13 protein-coding genes and 1 pseudogene are annotated in these 14,790 nt (G+C 65.7%); 5 read left to right on the forward strand and 9 right to left on the reverse strand.

The features are described 5' to 3' along the window. Positions 1 to 14: 14 nt before the first annotated feature. Positions 15 to 1,373, reverse strand: coding sequence for an MFS transporter (locus AC6JAM_RS09250; protein WP_018769781.1), 1,359 nt, complete (start codon positions 1,371 to 1,373; stop codon positions 15 to 17). 286 nt (positions 1,374 to 1,659) lie between these two features. Then, positions 1,660 to 2,502 (reverse strand): ACT domain-containing protein, encoded by an 843-nt coding sequence (locus AC6JAM_RS09255; RefSeq protein WP_497934516.1) that lies wholly within the window; start codon positions 2,500 to 2,502, stop codon positions 1,660 to 1,662. Positions 2,503 to 2,655: 153 nt separating this feature from the next. On the opposite strand from AC6JAM_RS09255, the gene AC6JAM_RS09260 reads away from it, so the two are divergent. Further along, on the forward strand, positions 2,656 to 3,720 hold the full coding sequence (locus tag AC6JAM_RS09260; protein ID WP_134164882.1) for an FUSC family protein: 1,065 nt from the start codon (positions 2,656 to 2,658) through the stop codon (positions 3,718 to 3,720). Between the two features lie 52 nt (positions 3,721 to 3,772). On the opposite strand, the gene AC6JAM_RS09265 is transcribed toward AC6JAM_RS09260, so the two are convergent. After that, entirely contained in the window at positions 3,773 to 4,957 is a 1,185-nt protein-coding gene (locus tag AC6JAM_RS09265; protein WP_497934517.1) for an MFS transporter, read from the reverse strand. Positions 4,958 to 5,172: 215 nt separating this feature from the next. On the opposite strand from AC6JAM_RS09265, the gene AC6JAM_RS09270 reads away from it, so the two are divergent. Continuing rightward, positions 5,173 to 5,916 carry an IclR family transcriptional regulator gene (locus tag AC6JAM_RS09270; protein ID WP_268003456.1) on the forward strand — a complete coding sequence of 248 codons (744 nt, stop codon included), beginning with the start codon at positions 5,173 to 5,175 and terminating at the stop codon, positions 5,914 to 5,916. A 113-nt stretch (positions 5,917 to 6,029) separates the two neighbouring features. Further along, positions 6,030 to 7,217: a 4-hydroxybenzoate 3-monooxygenase gene (locus tag AC6JAM_RS09275; RefSeq protein ID WP_134164884.1), complete on the forward strand. Its 1,188-nt coding sequence runs from the start codon at positions 6,030 to 6,032 to the stop codon at positions 7,215 to 7,217. Between the two features lie 40 nt (positions 7,218 to 7,257). Here AC6JAM_RS09275 and AC6JAM_RS09280 read toward each other — a convergent pair whose 3' ends face one another. Beyond that, positions 7,258 to 7,797, reverse strand: a complete 540-nt coding sequence (locus AC6JAM_RS09280; protein ID WP_018769775.1) for a TetR/AcrR family transcriptional regulator — start codon at positions 7,795 to 7,797, stop codon at positions 7,258 to 7,260. Positions 7,798 to 7,854: 57 nt separating this feature from the next. On the opposite strand from AC6JAM_RS09280, the pseudogene AC6JAM_RS09285 reads away from it, so the two are divergent. Then, positions 7,855 to 8,909, forward strand: a pseudogene (locus tag AC6JAM_RS09285) (FAD-dependent monooxygenase). 1 nt (position 8,910) lies between these two features. On the opposite strand, the gene AC6JAM_RS09290 reads toward AC6JAM_RS09285, so the two are convergent. The 5 genes from AC6JAM_RS09290 to AC6JAM_RS09310 all read right to left on the reverse strand — a co-directional run bounded on the left by AC6JAM_RS09290 (position 8,911) and on the right by AC6JAM_RS09310 (position 14,098). Continuing rightward, the gene (locus tag AC6JAM_RS09290) at positions 8,911 to 10,731 is read right to left on the reverse strand and encodes an ABC transporter permease (protein ID WP_134164885.1); all 1,821 of its coding nucleotides are present in this window, start codon (positions 10,729 to 10,731) and stop codon (positions 8,911 to 8,913) included. Further along, positions 10,728 to 11,792 (reverse strand): ABC transporter ATP-binding protein, encoded by a 1,065-nt coding sequence (locus AC6JAM_RS09295; protein WP_134164886.1) that lies wholly within the window; start codon positions 11,790 to 11,792, stop codon positions 10,728 to 10,730. The genes AC6JAM_RS09290 and AC6JAM_RS09295 overlap by 4 nt, the downstream gene beginning before the upstream one ends. Positions 11,793 to 11,837: 45 nt before the next feature. Next, entirely contained in the window at positions 11,838 to 12,914 is a 1,077-nt protein-coding gene (locus AC6JAM_RS09300; protein WP_026265846.1) for an extracellular solute-binding protein, read from the reverse strand. Between the two features lie 168 nt (positions 12,915 to 13,082). Beyond that, positions 13,083 to 13,517: an acyl-CoA thioesterase gene (locus tag AC6JAM_RS09305; RefSeq protein ID WP_018769770.1), complete on the reverse strand. Its 435-nt coding sequence runs from the start codon at positions 13,515 to 13,517 to the stop codon at positions 13,083 to 13,085. A 77-nt stretch (positions 13,518 to 13,594) separates the two neighbouring features. Then, positions 13,595 to 14,098 carry a GNAT family N-acetyltransferase gene (locus AC6JAM_RS09310; RefSeq protein ID WP_018769769.1) on the reverse strand — a complete coding sequence of 168 codons (504 nt, stop codon included), beginning with the start codon at positions 14,096 to 14,098 and terminating at the stop codon, positions 13,595 to 13,597. Positions 14,099 to 14,254: 156 nt separating this feature from the next. On the opposite strand from AC6JAM_RS09310, the gene AC6JAM_RS09315 reads away from it, so the two are divergent. After that, positions 14,255 to 14,770 (forward strand): MarR family winged helix-turn-helix transcriptional regulator, encoded by a 516-nt coding sequence (locus tag AC6JAM_RS09315; protein WP_043425008.1) that lies wholly within the window; start codon positions 14,255 to 14,257, stop codon positions 14,768 to 14,770. Positions 14,771 to 14,790 lie beyond the last annotated feature (20 nt).

Consider the following 14,790-nt stretch of genomic DNA (forward strand, 5'->3'; position numbering starts at 1 on the left):
CTGCGAGGGTCAGCTTAGACAGGAAGCCGCTTGTTGTAGTTCAGCGTCAGGACTGAGGCGCCCATGATCACCGCGGAACCCACGAAGTACAGCAGCGCCCAGGTGTAGGAACCTGTGGCTCCGACGATCAGGCCGACGGCGATCGGCGTGACGAAGCCGGAGATGTTGCCGCTGAAGTTCATGGCACCGCCCAGGACGCCTGCGTTGGTGCGGCCGCCCAGGATGGAGGGGATGCTCCAGAACAGGCCCACCCAGCGCAGGAAGAACATGACGAGGGACAGCAGGACCACAGCGGTGGTGGGGTCAGGGACCACGGTGACGCCCACCAGGCCGCCGATCACCACGACACTCGAGATGCCCAGGAGGGTGCGCATCACCCGGTTGGCTGACGCGCCGGACGCACGCCACTTGTCCGCAATGGTGCCGCCCAGGATTTCACCGACGAAGCCGGCACCGAAGATGACAAAGGTGGACCAGCCGATGGTCTTCAAGTCGAAGCCCTTGGCCTGGGCGAGATAGAGCGGGCCCCAGGTCAGCAGGCCATAGAACACTCCATTGAAGCCGAGCCAGCCGAAGCACATCGCCCAGAAGGAGCGGAACTTGAGGTAGGGGAGCAGTGCGCGTTTGCCCTGGCTGCCGTCGAGCTCAGCTTCGGCATCCTCGGCAGCGTGCGACGCTTCGATGTACTCGGCTTCGGCGGCATTGACACCGCGGTGCTGCCGCGGGTTGTCGCGGACGTACCACCAGACGGCCAGGCCCATCAGGACTGTTGCGGCGCCGGCGATGACGAACGAACTGCGCCAACTGCCCGTCGCTGCGATGAGGCCGGCGATGAGGATGCCGCCAAGGCCTGCACCCAGCGGGGCGCCGGCGTCCAGGATGGTGGCACCGCGGCCGCGCTCCGACTTGTGCATCCAGATGGCGTTGAGCTTGCCGCCGGCGGGCATGACACCTGCTTCGGTCACGCCGATGCCGAGGCGGGCGATAAACATGCTCAGGAAGCCGCCGGCCATGCCGGATGCGGCCGTTGCCGCGCCCCAGCCCACGCAGGAGGCGGTCATCACCTTGCGGGGACCGAACTTGTCGATGAGCAGGCCCACGGGGATCTGCATCAGGGCGTAGGTCCAGAAGAAGGCGGAGAGCAGCAGGCCCACCAGTTCCGGGGCGAGGTCGAACTCCTTTTGGATGATGGGCAGGGCCACCGAGATGGAGCCGCGGTCGATGTAGTTGACGGACACCAGGACCAGGAGCAGCAGGAACAGCCGCCAGCGGACGGAGGTGCGCCGTTGCGTTCCGTCCTTTCCGCGCGTTTCGGTAGTGCCGGGGGTGGCCTCGTCGGACGTGGCCGTTGTTTCAGTGTTTGGGATGGACACAGCTTCTCCTTCACGGGGAAGTTTACGGATGGGGAGGATGCGAATGGTGCGTTGTACGTACGTGCCGGGCAGGGTTGTTGCGCCTGCCGGCAGGGGGCCGCTGGACGATCCGGAGCGTCGAGCGTGAAATGCACTTTTGGGATCCCAATTTGGGATCCCAAAATCAAAGGTAGAAGTGACTCCGGCCACTGTCAAGGGTTTTTGCCGGCCGGGCGCTGCAGGGGCCCTGCTGACGGATTGTGACTGCCGCGCACGGGTAAGGCCGGGCGGCAGCAGCGCGGAAAGCTCAACGCGCCGTGGGGGATCCGTCCGGCCGGTGGGACAGGATCTCGGCCAGTTCCGCCAGCCGGTGGGCCCGCGCGGACTCGGCCGGCGTAAACGGCTCATCCGGCCGGGAGAAGGTGATGGGGCCATGCCAGGCCGTGGGGATCTTAAGGTGCGTCCCGTCGTCGGACGCTTTGAAGCCGGCGTCCGACGGCGGCACAATCCGTGCGTGCAGCAGCTCGGCCACCGCCAGGGGGAGTTCGTCCGGGGTGGCGGCGATCCTCGCTGCCAGGCTGAGCGCCCGGGTTTGCCCGTCAGCCATGGCCAGGGCGGTGGTGGGCCAGGCGTGCGGACTGCTGCCGCCGCCGTCGTGAAGTGCCGCCAGCAGTTCCCGTTCGCCCACGTCCCCGGGCACCGAGAGGACAAACTCATCCAGGACCCCAGCCGGTACCGGGTGGACGTGGATGCTCAGGATGTTGGTGTCCAGCCGGGCCAGCGCCGCCGTGATCCGCCGCAGCGAACCGGGCCGGTCCTGGAGAAGCGTCCGCGCCCGCCACAGGGACGGCGCCGACGCCAGCTGCCGCCGGTGCCGGAGGGCCGGGGCGTGCAGCCAGCGCAGCAGGATCCGGGCAGCCGAGGGCTCGGCCACCCAGATCACCAGGACTGTGGCCGTCAGGGTCAGCACCAGGACCTTGGCCACATAGGGAAGGTGGGTCTCCACCACCAGGGCGTGGACCAGCAGCTCGATGGGCAGCATCACGGCGACGTTCGCCAAGGTCAGCCGCGCCTTGGGCGGCTCAGGCATCAGGCCGCAGACCTCGCAGCGCAGTTCGGCAGCGGGTGTGTTGTGGGCAGGGCGCTTCATGACACAAGCATGGTGCGGTGCTGTTTCCACCGCATTGCCTCCCGATTCCATTCATGGGAACGCGCCGGGGGCCTTCCGGGTCCCGCACCGTAGGATTTATCAGGAACGTCAGCGCGGCCGCCCGTCAGAATCCACCCCAGGAAGGCGCTGCCCGTGAAGTTGTTTGCTGAAATGTTCAGCATTGCCCCCGGCAACAAGGACCACCACCCCGCGTTCAGGTGCGCCGTGGGCGTCTTCGTTCCGCTGATCACGCTGGTGCTGCTCGGCAGGCTGGACCTGGCAATCTTCGCGTCCTTCGGCGCCTTCACCGGAATCTACGGCCGCGGCGAACCCCACGCCGTCCGGTTTATCCTGCAGCTGCGCGCCGGTCTGCTGATGCTGCTCGTCATGCTCCTGGCGGCGCTGGCGGCGCGCATGGGTCCCGCCTGGGGCCTGGACGCCCCCACCCACACGTGGCTGCTGGTCCTGGCCACCACGCTGGTGGCCGGCGCCTGTTCGGTTGCCATTTCCTGGCTCAGGCTGCGCCCCGGCGGCTCGCTCTTCCATATCTTCGCCTTCGCCGCCATCGCATCCATTCCCAACCAGCCGCCGCTCTGGCAGGGCATGCTGGTGGCCGTCCTGACCACGGTGTTCGCCCTGCTGGTCGGCTTCTCGTCCCGCATCCTTCCCAGCCACAGGACTCCCTGGGCCAGGCCGCCCCGCATCCGCCGCACTCCCGCGGAGAAGCGCGCGGCCTGGGTTGAAGGGCTCGGCTACCTGGTGGCCGCAGGCCTTGCCGGCACGCTGGCCACGTGGGCGGGGGAGCGCCTGGGGTTCGGGCACAACTACTGGGCCATGGTTGCTGCCGTGGTGCCGCTGGTGGGCCACACCACCAGGCACCGGGTGCGCCGCGGCATACAAAGGATCATCGGCACGGTCCTGGGCCTGCTGGTCCTCGCGGCCGTGCTGCTGGTGGGCCTGCAGCCGTGGCAAACCGTGCTGGTGATGGCGCTGTGCCAGTTCGGGGCCGAGATGTTCATCATCCGCCAGTACCTTCTGGCCCAGGTTTTCGTGACACCCCTCGCGCTGGTCTCAACACTGCTGGTGGTCCCGGCGTCACCCTCCATCCTGCTGCGCGACCGCATCATCGAGACCGTGATCGGCGCCGCCGTCGGCATTGCCGTGGTGCTGGCGCCCGGCGCATGGCGCCGGATCAGGCAAAGGACGACGGCGGCCTGACCGCCTTGTGCCCGCCCCTGCAACACCAGGGGCAGGGGCGGGTGGTGACCCGTTACGGACGTTCCGCGGCTGATGCTTCCCGGACCGCTTCTTCCCGGACCGCAGCGATGGTGTGCGGCACCGTCACCAGCGCCACCACGGCAATCGCGGCAGCGGCCGCAAAGACGTAGAAGCCCCAGGGGTAGGCGATGTTGGCAGCGACCAGCGTGCCGGTGACGGCGGGGCCCATGATCGCGCCGAGCCGGCCCACCCCGGCGGCGAAGCCGAGGGCTGTAGCACGGAGGGTTGCCGGGAACAGCTGGCTGACCCATGCGTAAACCAGGACCTGTGCGCTGAAGACGAACACGCCGGTGACAAAGACTGCCGCGTTGAGCAGCAGTTCATTCTGGATCTTGACGCTCAGGACAGCCAGGAAAACCGCGGAGAGTCCGAACCACAGCAGCACCACACGCTTGGTGCCGTGTTTGTCGGCCAGGATCCCTGCGATCACCAGGCCCACCACGGCCCCTACGTTGAGGACCAGCAGGAGAACCAGGCCGGTGCTGACGGTGTACCCGGCGCCGGCCATCAGCTGCGGAAGCCAGGTGTTCAGGCCGTAGACCAGGAGCAACCCCATGAAGGACGCGGCCGCGATGGCCAGCGCCACCAAGGGATAAGGCTTCCGTGCCAGGTCCCGGAAGCCCGTGCGGGCTGCGGCAGGTTCTGTTCCTGCCGCCGCCGGGGGAAGGGTTTCGGGGAGCTTGAACCACAGGAAGGGTGCCAGGGCGAAGCCTGCCAGCCCGCCCACGATGAACATCATCCGCCAGTCCGGGATCAGCAGCAGGGCAAGGAAGGCCGTGGCCACAGCGCCGGCGTGGTAGCCGGTCATGGTCCGGGTGGTCGACTTTCCGGCGGTACCTGCCGGAGCGTAGTCGTTCATGTAGGCCAGGGCGGCCGGGAGGCAGGCGCCCAGTCCCAGCCCGGCAAGAAGCCGGAAGGCGCAGAACACCGCCACGTTGGGTGCGAACACCACGGCGATGGTGAAGATCGAAAACCACAGGACGCAGGCCACCAGGAGGCGGCGCCGGCCAAAGCGGTCGGACAGCGGGGCGATGAACAGGGCACCGGCGCCAACGCCCACCAGTGAGATTGTGGCGGCCAAGGTGGCACCCACCGCGTCGAAGCCAAGCTCATGGGTCTTGATCAGTGTGGGAATGACGGTGCCCAAAACCACCAGGTCAAAACCGTCAAGAACCATAGCCAGCCAGCAAAGCCAGACTGGCCACTTGGAACGGTGCTGGGATGGCGCAAATGACATAGAAATACCTCGGTGTATCTTCCAGGAGTTTTGAGCGGCAGGCTGCTTTGCCGGTAATGGGTGGGCAGCATTGCCCACATCCCCAGTGAGGTTTGTATCACTATCGGGTGTAATCTGGGACAACTTTTCCCATTCAACGGAAGCAGGTGTTCACGCTGGCCAACTCCCCGTCCGGCGACTCCGTGGTGGACCGGATCGTGCGGCTGATCTCCGCGTTTCCCCAGGACGTCAATGCCCTCCAGTTGTCTGACCTTGCCGGGCGGGCAGGCCTTCCGCTGACCACCACCCACCGGCTGGTGGGCCAGCTGGCAGGTCACGGACTGCTGGAGACTGCTCCCGGCGGGATGGTGCGGCCTGGACTCAGGCTGTGGGAACTGGTGAACCGTGCCTCGCCGGCGCTGGCGCTCCGGCAGGCAGCCATGCCCTTTATGGAGGACATCCAGCAGGTCCTGAACCAAAACGTGAACCTCGCGGTGCTGGATGGCTGGGAGGCGCTCTTTGTGGAACGGCTGTCCCGCCGGGGCTCGGTGGCCAACCGGGCGCAGGTAGCGGGCAGGATGCCCATCCATATCTCGTCCGCTGGACTGGCGCTGATGGCCCACCAGGACAAGGCCATGCAGCAGGAGTACCTGGGCCAGTTCACCGATCCCGAAGGAAGGCTGGCTCCGGCCGACGTCCGGGCGCTGCTGGCAGAGACCGCCCATCAGGGCTTTGCGCAACTGAAAGGCGTGGTGGATGCGGGCACCTGGGGGATCGCGGTGCCCGTGCTGGACCGCCGGCAGCGGGCCGTAGCCTCACTGGGCGTCGTGGTGCCCCTGCAGGAGATGCGCCTGCAGGCACTGGTTCCGGCACTGCAAACCGCCGCCCGGGGCATTGCCCGGCAACTTGCGGACGCCTGAACCATTCAACGGAATTTCTGTAACGCCGGTCACCCGGCTTCCCCCACACTGATGGCAGACAAACCGGTCCGGTGCCGCCCGTGGCGGGACCCGCAACGAAGCGAGACGCAGTCATGGCACGAAAAACCATCACCACCCAGGTGGCCATCATGGGAGGCGGCCCGGCAGGGCTGATGCTGTCCCATCTCCTGGCGAAGGCAGGCATCGAGTCAACGGTCATCGAGGTCCGCAGCCACGAGGAGATTGCCCACACCGTCCGCGCCGGCATCCTGGAGCACGGGACGGTCAACCTGCTGGTGGACAGCGGGGTCTCGGACCGTGTGCTGCGCGAGGGCGACCGGCACGATGGCATCGAACTGCGGTTCAACGGCGAGAGCCACCGCATCGACTTCAAGGACCTCGTGGGCGAGTCCGTCTGGCTGTACCCGCAGACGGACGTCTTCCTGGACCTCGCCGCGCGGAGGAAGGACGACGGCGGCGACGTCCGCTACAGCGTCACCGACACCACTGTCCATGACCTGGAAGGCAGCCCGAAAGTCCGGTTTACCGACTCCGAAGGCGTTGAGTTCGAGATCCAGGCGGATTTCCTGGTGGGTGCCGACGGCTCCCGCAGCCACTGCCGGTTCCAGATCCCGGAAGCCCACCGCAAGTGGTACTTCCACGAGTACCCCTTCGCCTGGTTCGGCATCCTGGCCGAGGCCCCGCGCAGCTCCGATGAACTGATCTACGCCAACTCGGCCAACGGATTCGCCCTGATCAGCCAGCGTACGGAGACAGTCCAGCGGATGTATTTCCAGTGCGACCCCAAGGAGAACGTGGCCGACTGGGACGACGAGAGGATCTGGGCCGAATTCCGGAGCCGTGTCAACGGCAACGGCTTCGAGCTCAAGGAAGGGCCCGTCCTGGAAAAGATGGTGCTGCCGTTCCGCAGCTTCGTCCACACCCCCATGCGCCACGGCAACCTCTTCCTCGCCGGCGACGCCGCGCACACCGTGCCGCCCACCGGTGCCAAGGGCCTGAACCTTGCCATCAACGACGTCAAGGTCCTCTTCGAGGGGCTGGACAGCCACTACAACTCCGGTTCCGGCCGCCTGCTGGAAACCTACAGCGACCGGGCCCTGGAGCGTGTCTGGAAGGCGCAGCAGTTCTCGTACTGGATGACCACCATGCTGCACACCCCCGCCGACGCGGACGATTTCTCCCGCGCGCGCCAGCTAGGCGAGCTGAACTCGGTGGTCTCCTCCCGCCACGGCATGGCTTACCTGGCCGAGGCCTACACGGGCTGGCCCGGCGGCGCCTAAAGCCGCGGGAGAAGGACGACGGCGGTCGGCCGGGGTGGGTTCAGGGGCCTGCCAGTCGCCGGACGGCCGCCGCGATGGCGGCAGCGTCAGGCTGCTCGTCGCGCCTGACGGTAAGCAGGTGCAACAGCACCCCGTCGCCGTAGTCCGCGATATCCCGGGCGCGTGCTGCTGCGTCAGCCACCCCCAGGGCTGCAAGAGCCTGTTCCAGCCCGCCCACCAGCAGGTGGTGCCCGCCGGTCACCGCCTCCGGATGGTCCAGGGACAGGGCCAGCCGGGCCCTGGTGAGGCCGGCATGCTGCCGGGCCAGCGCGAGAACCATCGCGGCCAGTTGCCCGGCCAGCTGGTCGACGTCCCGTGGGGGACCGGCCGGGCCAACGCGCTGCAGGAGCTCTGCGTCCAGCTGCAGCAAACGGTCCAGGACGCCTTCCACCAGTGCTGACCGGTTGCGGTAATAGTTTGACGTCGTGCCTTCGGACACGTCGGCGGCGGCATCCACGGCCCGGTGCGTGAGGCCTTTCAGCCCCTTGTTTGCCACCACGGACAGCGCGGCATCAAGGAGCTGGGTACGTCTGTCGCGCATGGCCACAGTCTAGTGGGACTCCTTTCAATTCACTACAAAAGTAGTAGAATCCTGCGTATGGAGACGATCACCATCGTGGGCGGGGGCATCTCCGGGCTTGCCCTCGCGGCGGCGTTGGACCCCAACCGCTTCCACGTGACGGTGTACGAGAAGCGTCCGGAACTGCCCGCCGTCGGCAACGCTCTCGGGATGTGGCCCAACGCCCAACGCGCCCTGGCCCGGCTGGGGATACTGGACCAGGCGCGGGCGGTGAGCCCGGTGCTCGGGAGCGGGTCGGTACGTAACGCCCAGGGGGAGCCCTGGGTTACGGTCGATGCCGGGGAAATGTTCGGCATTTCCCGGACCGACCTGCTGCGGCTCCTGGACACGGCCGTCCCGGGGAGCGTCCGCCGGGCCACCAGCCAGATACGGGGGCTGCCCGCGGACGGGGGACTGGTGGTTGGCGCCGATGGCGTCCACAGCGTTGTCCGCAGCACGGCCTGGGGTCCCGGCGCGGACGCACGTCTGACGCCCTACCTCGCCTCCGCGGGACCCTGCCTACTCCAGTTGCCCCGGACGAGGTGGGCGAGTACTGGGGCCGCGGGGACCTGTTCGGCATGGCCGCCGCCCGGGGCGGGTCCTTCTGGTACGCCAGTTACCGGTCCGGACTTGGCCCCTACGGGATCGACGTTCCGTCAGCGCTGGAACAGGCCAGGGAGCGCTATGCGGGCCACGCACCTGCCATCCGGCGCGCCCTTGCTGCAGCCACGCCGGAGGAATGCCTGGTCCAGCGCCTGTGGACGGTTCCGCGCCTGGGCTCCTACGTCAGTGGCAGGATTGCGCTCATCGGTGATGCGGCCCATGCCATGATGCCCACACTTGGCCGCGGCGCCTGCGAGTCGCTGGTTGACGCGGTGACACTTGCAGACCTGCTTAACACGCTGCCCGAAGACCAGGCACTGCGCGCCTACGACCGGCAGCGGAGGTTCCGGACCCGCGCGGTGAGCCTGGCGTCCTCGGCGCTGGGCCGCGTCGCGCTCACCGAACGCGGCCAGCCGCTGCGTGATGGCCTGCTCAACCTGGCCCGGCGGCGCAACAAACGCGCCGCCGTCGGCAGCAGTGCCGGCAGGTGATTCAGCGCACGGCCGCGGCAGGCCGTGTTGCGTCGTCCCCGCCCGGGGCCTGGGCGCCGGGGAGTCCTCCAGGAGCCTGCTGGACGGGCGGTACCGCGGGCAGTCGTTTCCTGGTCCGCCTGCGCCCCGACCTGCCGTAGACCAGGTACATCGTCACGCCGGTGATGATCATGAGGAGCACCGTGTAGACGAACGTGTTGGCAATACCCTCGGTGCCTTCTGCGCCATCGGTGTTGGCCTTGATCACCAGGCCCAGCGGCTGTACCAGCGGGTGGGCCAGGAAGATGGCTGTGTCATAGTCGTCCAACAGGCTGTTGAAGTTCAGGGCGGTTATGGCTGCTGCCGCCGGGAGTACCAACGGCAGGAGGATGCGCCGAAAGACGTACAGCGTCTTGGCGCCCATGATGGATGCAGCCTCCTCCAGCGATGAATTCACGGAGGCAAAGGATGCTTTGAGCATCCGGAGGGTGAACGGAATCTTCACCGTGACGAATGCGATGAGCAGGATCACCGTTGTTCCGGTGAGCACGGCACCGCCCACCAGCGGGCTGGGGTGGTCGTAGCTGACGATCAGGCCCAAAGCCAGCAGCGCAGACGGCAGGATCCAGGGAATGTGCAGCAGGTACTCGAAGGCCGAGGCCACCCAGTTTTTGTATTTCTGCAGCAGCCGGGCCACGAAGAGCAGTCCGCCGACGGCAATAACGGCCGCCGAGGCGCTGTACACAACACTGACGACAAATGGACGGAGCCCGGACTGCTGGGTGAGGACGCGCACGTAGTTGTCCAGCGTGAGGTTGGCCGGCGACAGCTGCCCCGTCTGGATGGCCACGCCGTCGGCAAACGAGTAGAGCACGATCAGGGCCACCGGGAGCGTGTAGATGGCAAAGAGGAGATATGCCACGGCGTGGACGGCCATGTTGGCTGCGGGGTTGGTGATGTCCTGCTTCTGCAGCTCGGAGGACACCTTGGACACCGAGAAGTAGGTGCCGCCCTTCTCAAGCCGGGACATGACGGCGAGCATCAGCATGGTGGCCAGGCCCAGGATCACTGCCAGCAGCGCTGCCAGGTCCCTGGACGTGGGGCTGTTGGTGAAGGTCAGGATCATCGGGGTAATGGTCTGGAATTCGCGGCCGCCCAGCACCTGCGGTGCGCTCAAAGCCCCCAGCCCGGTCAGGAACGACAGGATGGTGACGGCGAACAGCGTGGGCTTGAGCATTGGCAGGACGATGCGCCGAAGAATCGTCCAGGGGGATGCGCCAAGGTTCCGGGCGGCCTCGATGGTTTGGTAGTCGATCCCCTTGAGTGCGTTGGCCACGAAGAGCATGTGGTTGGTGGTGGTGGCAAAGGTCATGACCACCAGGACGGCGAAAAACCCGGAGAACCATCCCGGGTCCATTCCGGGGATCAGCTTGACCAGCAGCGAGGTGACGATGCCCTTGTCCCCATAAATGAATTTGTATCCCGCAGCCAGCACGATGCCGCCATAGATGAAGGTGGAGGCGTAGCCAAGGAAGAGGATGCGCGAGCCGCGGATCCGGAAATAGTGCGTCACCAGCACGATGAAGACCCCCACCAGGTTGACGGTGACGGAAAGGGTCACGGCCAGGAGGAAGCTGTTGCCGAGTGCCTTCATGGCCCGCTGCGACGAGAACAGCTTCTCCGCGGCGCGCCCCGAGAAGCTGCCGTCAGGAAAGAAGGTGGCAATCAGGATATTGACGTTGGGCCAGACCAAAAACGCGGTGATGAACCAGGTGAGGATGACGCCCACCACCAGGACGAAGGGTGAACGGCCCATGCTGCGCACAGTGGCGTTGGCGCTCATGGCAGGGCAACTGCCCGGTCCCGGCGCAGCGACGCACCGGTTTCCGGATGGTACTGGAGGATGTGTTCAGGCTGGACATAGACGGTGGTGTTCGTGCCGGCCTCCGGGTGCGTGCCTCCGTTCTCCCTGACAAGGAGGCGGATGTCCGCGCCGTGGCTGCGCACAACGTAGCGGCTGTGGAGGCCATGATAGGTGCGGGAGACGACAGTGGCCGGAAGCCCGACGGCGGTGCCTCCGCCGGAGGGCCGGTCCAGTGAAGCCTTTTCCACGCGGAGGTAGGATCTGGCGTCGGTGCTGAGGCCGGCCCCCGAAAGTTGGTTCACCTCGGAGACAAAGTCCGGAGTCAGGGTTGAGCTGTCGCCGATGAAGTTACAGACGAACTCCGTGGCGGCATGGTCATAGATGTCCTGGGGTGTCCCCACTTGCTCGATGACGCCCTTGTTGAACACCGCGACGCGGTCACTCATGGCGAGTGCCTCATCCTGGTCGTGAGTGACATAGACGGTGGTGATGCCAAATTCACTCTGCAGGTCCTTGAGCTGCTGGCGCAGCTGGTGGCGCAGCTTGGCGTCCAGGTTTGACAGGGGCTCGTCCAGCAGCAGGATCTTGGGCCGCAGCACCAGGGCCCGTGCAACGGCCACCCGCTGCTGCTGGCCACCGGAGAGCTCCGCCACATTCTTCGCCAGCTGCGCATCACTGAGCTCAACGCGCCGCGCGATATCCCGCACAAGTCGGTCGCTCTCGGCAGGTTTTTCTTTCCGGACACGGAGCCCGAAGGCGATGTTTTCCCACACGCTCATGCTGGGGAACAGGGCGTAATTCTGGAACACCATGCCCACCTGCCGCTTGTCGCTGGGAAGCCGGGTCACGTCCTTTCCATCCACCCGGACCGTACCCTTGGCCGGCTGGATGAAGCCGGCCAAGGTGCGCAGCGCCGTCGTCTTTCCACAGCCCGAGGGCCCCAGGAGGGTGAAGAACTCGCCGGGGCGCACATGCAGGTCCAGCTGCGGAATGGCGGTGAAATCGCCAAAGGTAACTTCGATGTTTTCCAAGCGGATCATGGCATACCTGTCTGATGGAAAGCGGAACGGTGACTGGCAGGACGGTTACGTCATGTACTCGAGCTCGATCTTCTCCACCCAGGCACCCATGTTCTTCTGGACGAAGTCCCAGTCGATGTCCTGCTGCTTAAGATCCGCGAAGAAGCCCACCACCTCGGGATTGGCCTTTGCCTGGGCGCCCTTGTTGACCGGCATGGAGTTGAACTTCTGGGCGAACTCGCCTTGGACCTCGGCGCTGCCAAACCAGTCGATGAACTTCTGCGCCTGGTCCTTTTTCTTGGTCCCCTTCACCAGCGCGATCTGCTCTACCGCCAGCGGGACGCCAACCGCAGGGATCACCGTGTCGACGTTCACCTTGAAGGACTTTTCGCGATCGGCAATGATCGAGGACGGCATCTGCCCCATGTCCACTTCACCGGATGCGATGCGGGCGAACAGGTCGGTTTTCGCCACGGCGGGACTTCCGTTCTTGAAGTACTGCTCAACCTGCTTCCAACCGTCATCGGAGATTCCCAAATCCCCTGAGTCGTCCCGGTAGCGCGAGAGGATGCCGGCAAAGACCAGCTGGGCTGTGGCGGTGCCCAGGCCGGTGACCCTCTCATAGCGGCTCTTGAACTCATCCTTGGCCCACAGGTCAGTCCAGTCCTTCGGTGCTGCATCCTTGGCGAACTTGTCAGAGTTGTAGCCAAGGAGGATCGCCTGCTTCACGAGGGGCCAGTACGTCTCGCCGTCACCGAGTCCCTTGTCCACGTCACCTGCCCACGCCGGCTGATAGGCCTCCAATGCGCCCTCGTTCTTGATCTGCGAGAAGTACATGTTGTTCAAGCCGAATGCGACGTCCGCGATCGGGTTGTTCTTCTCGGCAATGAGTTTATTGGTGGCATCAGCGCCGCCGGCACCCACGATCTCAATCTTGAATCCGGCCTCGGCCGCCTTGGCGGCCAGCCAGTCACCCCGGCCTTCACCGTTGGAGTTGGTGTAGACAACCAGGGTGTCCCCGGAAGCACCTTGCGGAGCTTTGGAAGCTTCCCCCGTTGAAGTTGGTGGGTTCGATCCACCACCGCATCCGGCGAGGAGGGTGACGGCGACGGCGGCGGCAACCAAAGTCTGCAATTTACGCACGATCAGGACTCATTTCTGGACTGGAATCGGAGCATGTCCGCACAGCCTATAGCCGTGCATGACAAAAACCGGGCTGTTATACCTATCGATTCGATAAACAGCCCGGCTGTCCACTTTGGACCAGATGGGGAAACTCTGGGGGCCCGCGGCGTGAACCGGGGGCGAACGTTAGTCCTTGACCGTGGTACCGCTGAGGTGGTGCGTGGGAATCCGGTCCCGGTCGTAGGTGATCTCCGTGTAGCCGTGCGGCTCGGGCTTGCCGTCCTGGTTCAGGTTCACGAACACGATCTCCTCGATGGTGAGGATGCTTTGCCGCGTGATCATGTTGCGGACCTCGGCGCGCATGGTGAGGGAGGTCCGGCCAAACCGGGTGGCCGTGAGGCCCATCTCGATGAGGTCGCCCTGGACGGCCGAGCTGACGAAGTTGATCTCCGAAATGTACTTGGTGACGGCGCGGCCGTTTCCCAGCTGGAGGATGGCATAGATGGCGGCCTCTTCGTCAATCCATTTCAGCAGGCTGCCGCCGAAGAGCGTCCCGTTGGCGTTGAGGTCCTCGGGCCGCACCCACTTGCGGGTCCGGAAGGTGATGTCCGCTGTTTCCATAGGCTGAGATTAGCCGACGGGGCGGTGCGCCCTTACAGTGTGACGGCGCGCCGGCACCGGCGCCATAGGCTCTACAGCTAGGCCATGGCGGTTTGCGCCGCGCTGCGGGCATTGATGCTCTTGGCGTAGCAGTACGAGTGTTCCACCCCGACGTAGGGCCCGAAGTTCGGGATGGCCTCGAATCCCGAATTCTCGTAGAAGTTCCGGCCGTCCGGCTGCGCGGACCCCGCCTCTGCCTTGATGCGGGTAATGCCCTGCCTGAAGGCCTCCGCTTCCAGGGCCGCCAGGATGGAGCTGGCCACCCCGGATCCCCGCGTGTACGGCAGTACGTAGAGGCGCTTGATTTCCGCCGTCGATCCGTCCAGGAGCCGCAGCCCCCCGCAGCCCACAGGCTGCCCCGAACCCTTGTCGTACGCCACCAGGAACACCGCACAGTCGGCGCCCGACGGCGGCGGGCCGGGTTCGTGGTCGGGCCGGCCAAAGCGGGCGTCAAGTTCGGCCTGCTGGGCGCGGCGGAGGTCGGCGCCCACGGGGTTGGACCAGGGGACCTGCCGGATGTTCAGCCTGGGGTTGGTCTGCATATCTGCCTCGATTCGCCGGAGGGGTATGCCTGATAAGGCTAGGCGCGGGGAGTTACACAGGTGTTTCCTGGCGGTAAGCACCTGGATAACGCGGATGTTGACGCGGCTGGGCAGGTTACTTGGCAGCCTAGTTACCAGCTGGTCTAAAATAAATCCATGGCTTCTATGGGCAACGAGGGATCCGGCTACTGGTACGGGCCCGACGGGCAGCTGGACTACAGTGCTGCGGTGCTGAAGTCGCTCCGCGACTACCGCGCGGCCGAAACCGAAATCCGCCGCACCACCAGGGACTCCATGGGCATGGGGGAAACCGACATTCTCGCGCTGCGGTATCTGCTGCGTGTGCAGGCCTCAGGCAAGCAGGTTGTCCCCAAGGACCTGAGCCAGTTCCTCAATATTACTAGCGCTTCCACAACCTCGCTGATCGACCGGCTGGTGGCCAGCGGCCACGTTCGCCGCGAGGCGCATCCCTCGGACCGCCGGTCCGTGGTGGTCATCCCCACCGTTGAATCGGACAAGGAGGTCCGCGAGACGCTCGGCGCCATGCACCGGCGCATGATGCAGGTGGCGGAAGGCCTGACCGCGGAGGAGGCCCGGGTCGTGGTCGATTTCCTCCAGCGGATGACGGACGCGCTCCAGGCGCCCGAAGGCAAGGACCAGAAAATTCACTAGCTGGACTAGCTAGATCAACT

Source organism: Arthrobacter sp. GmRoot5-12, assembly GCF_059739365.1.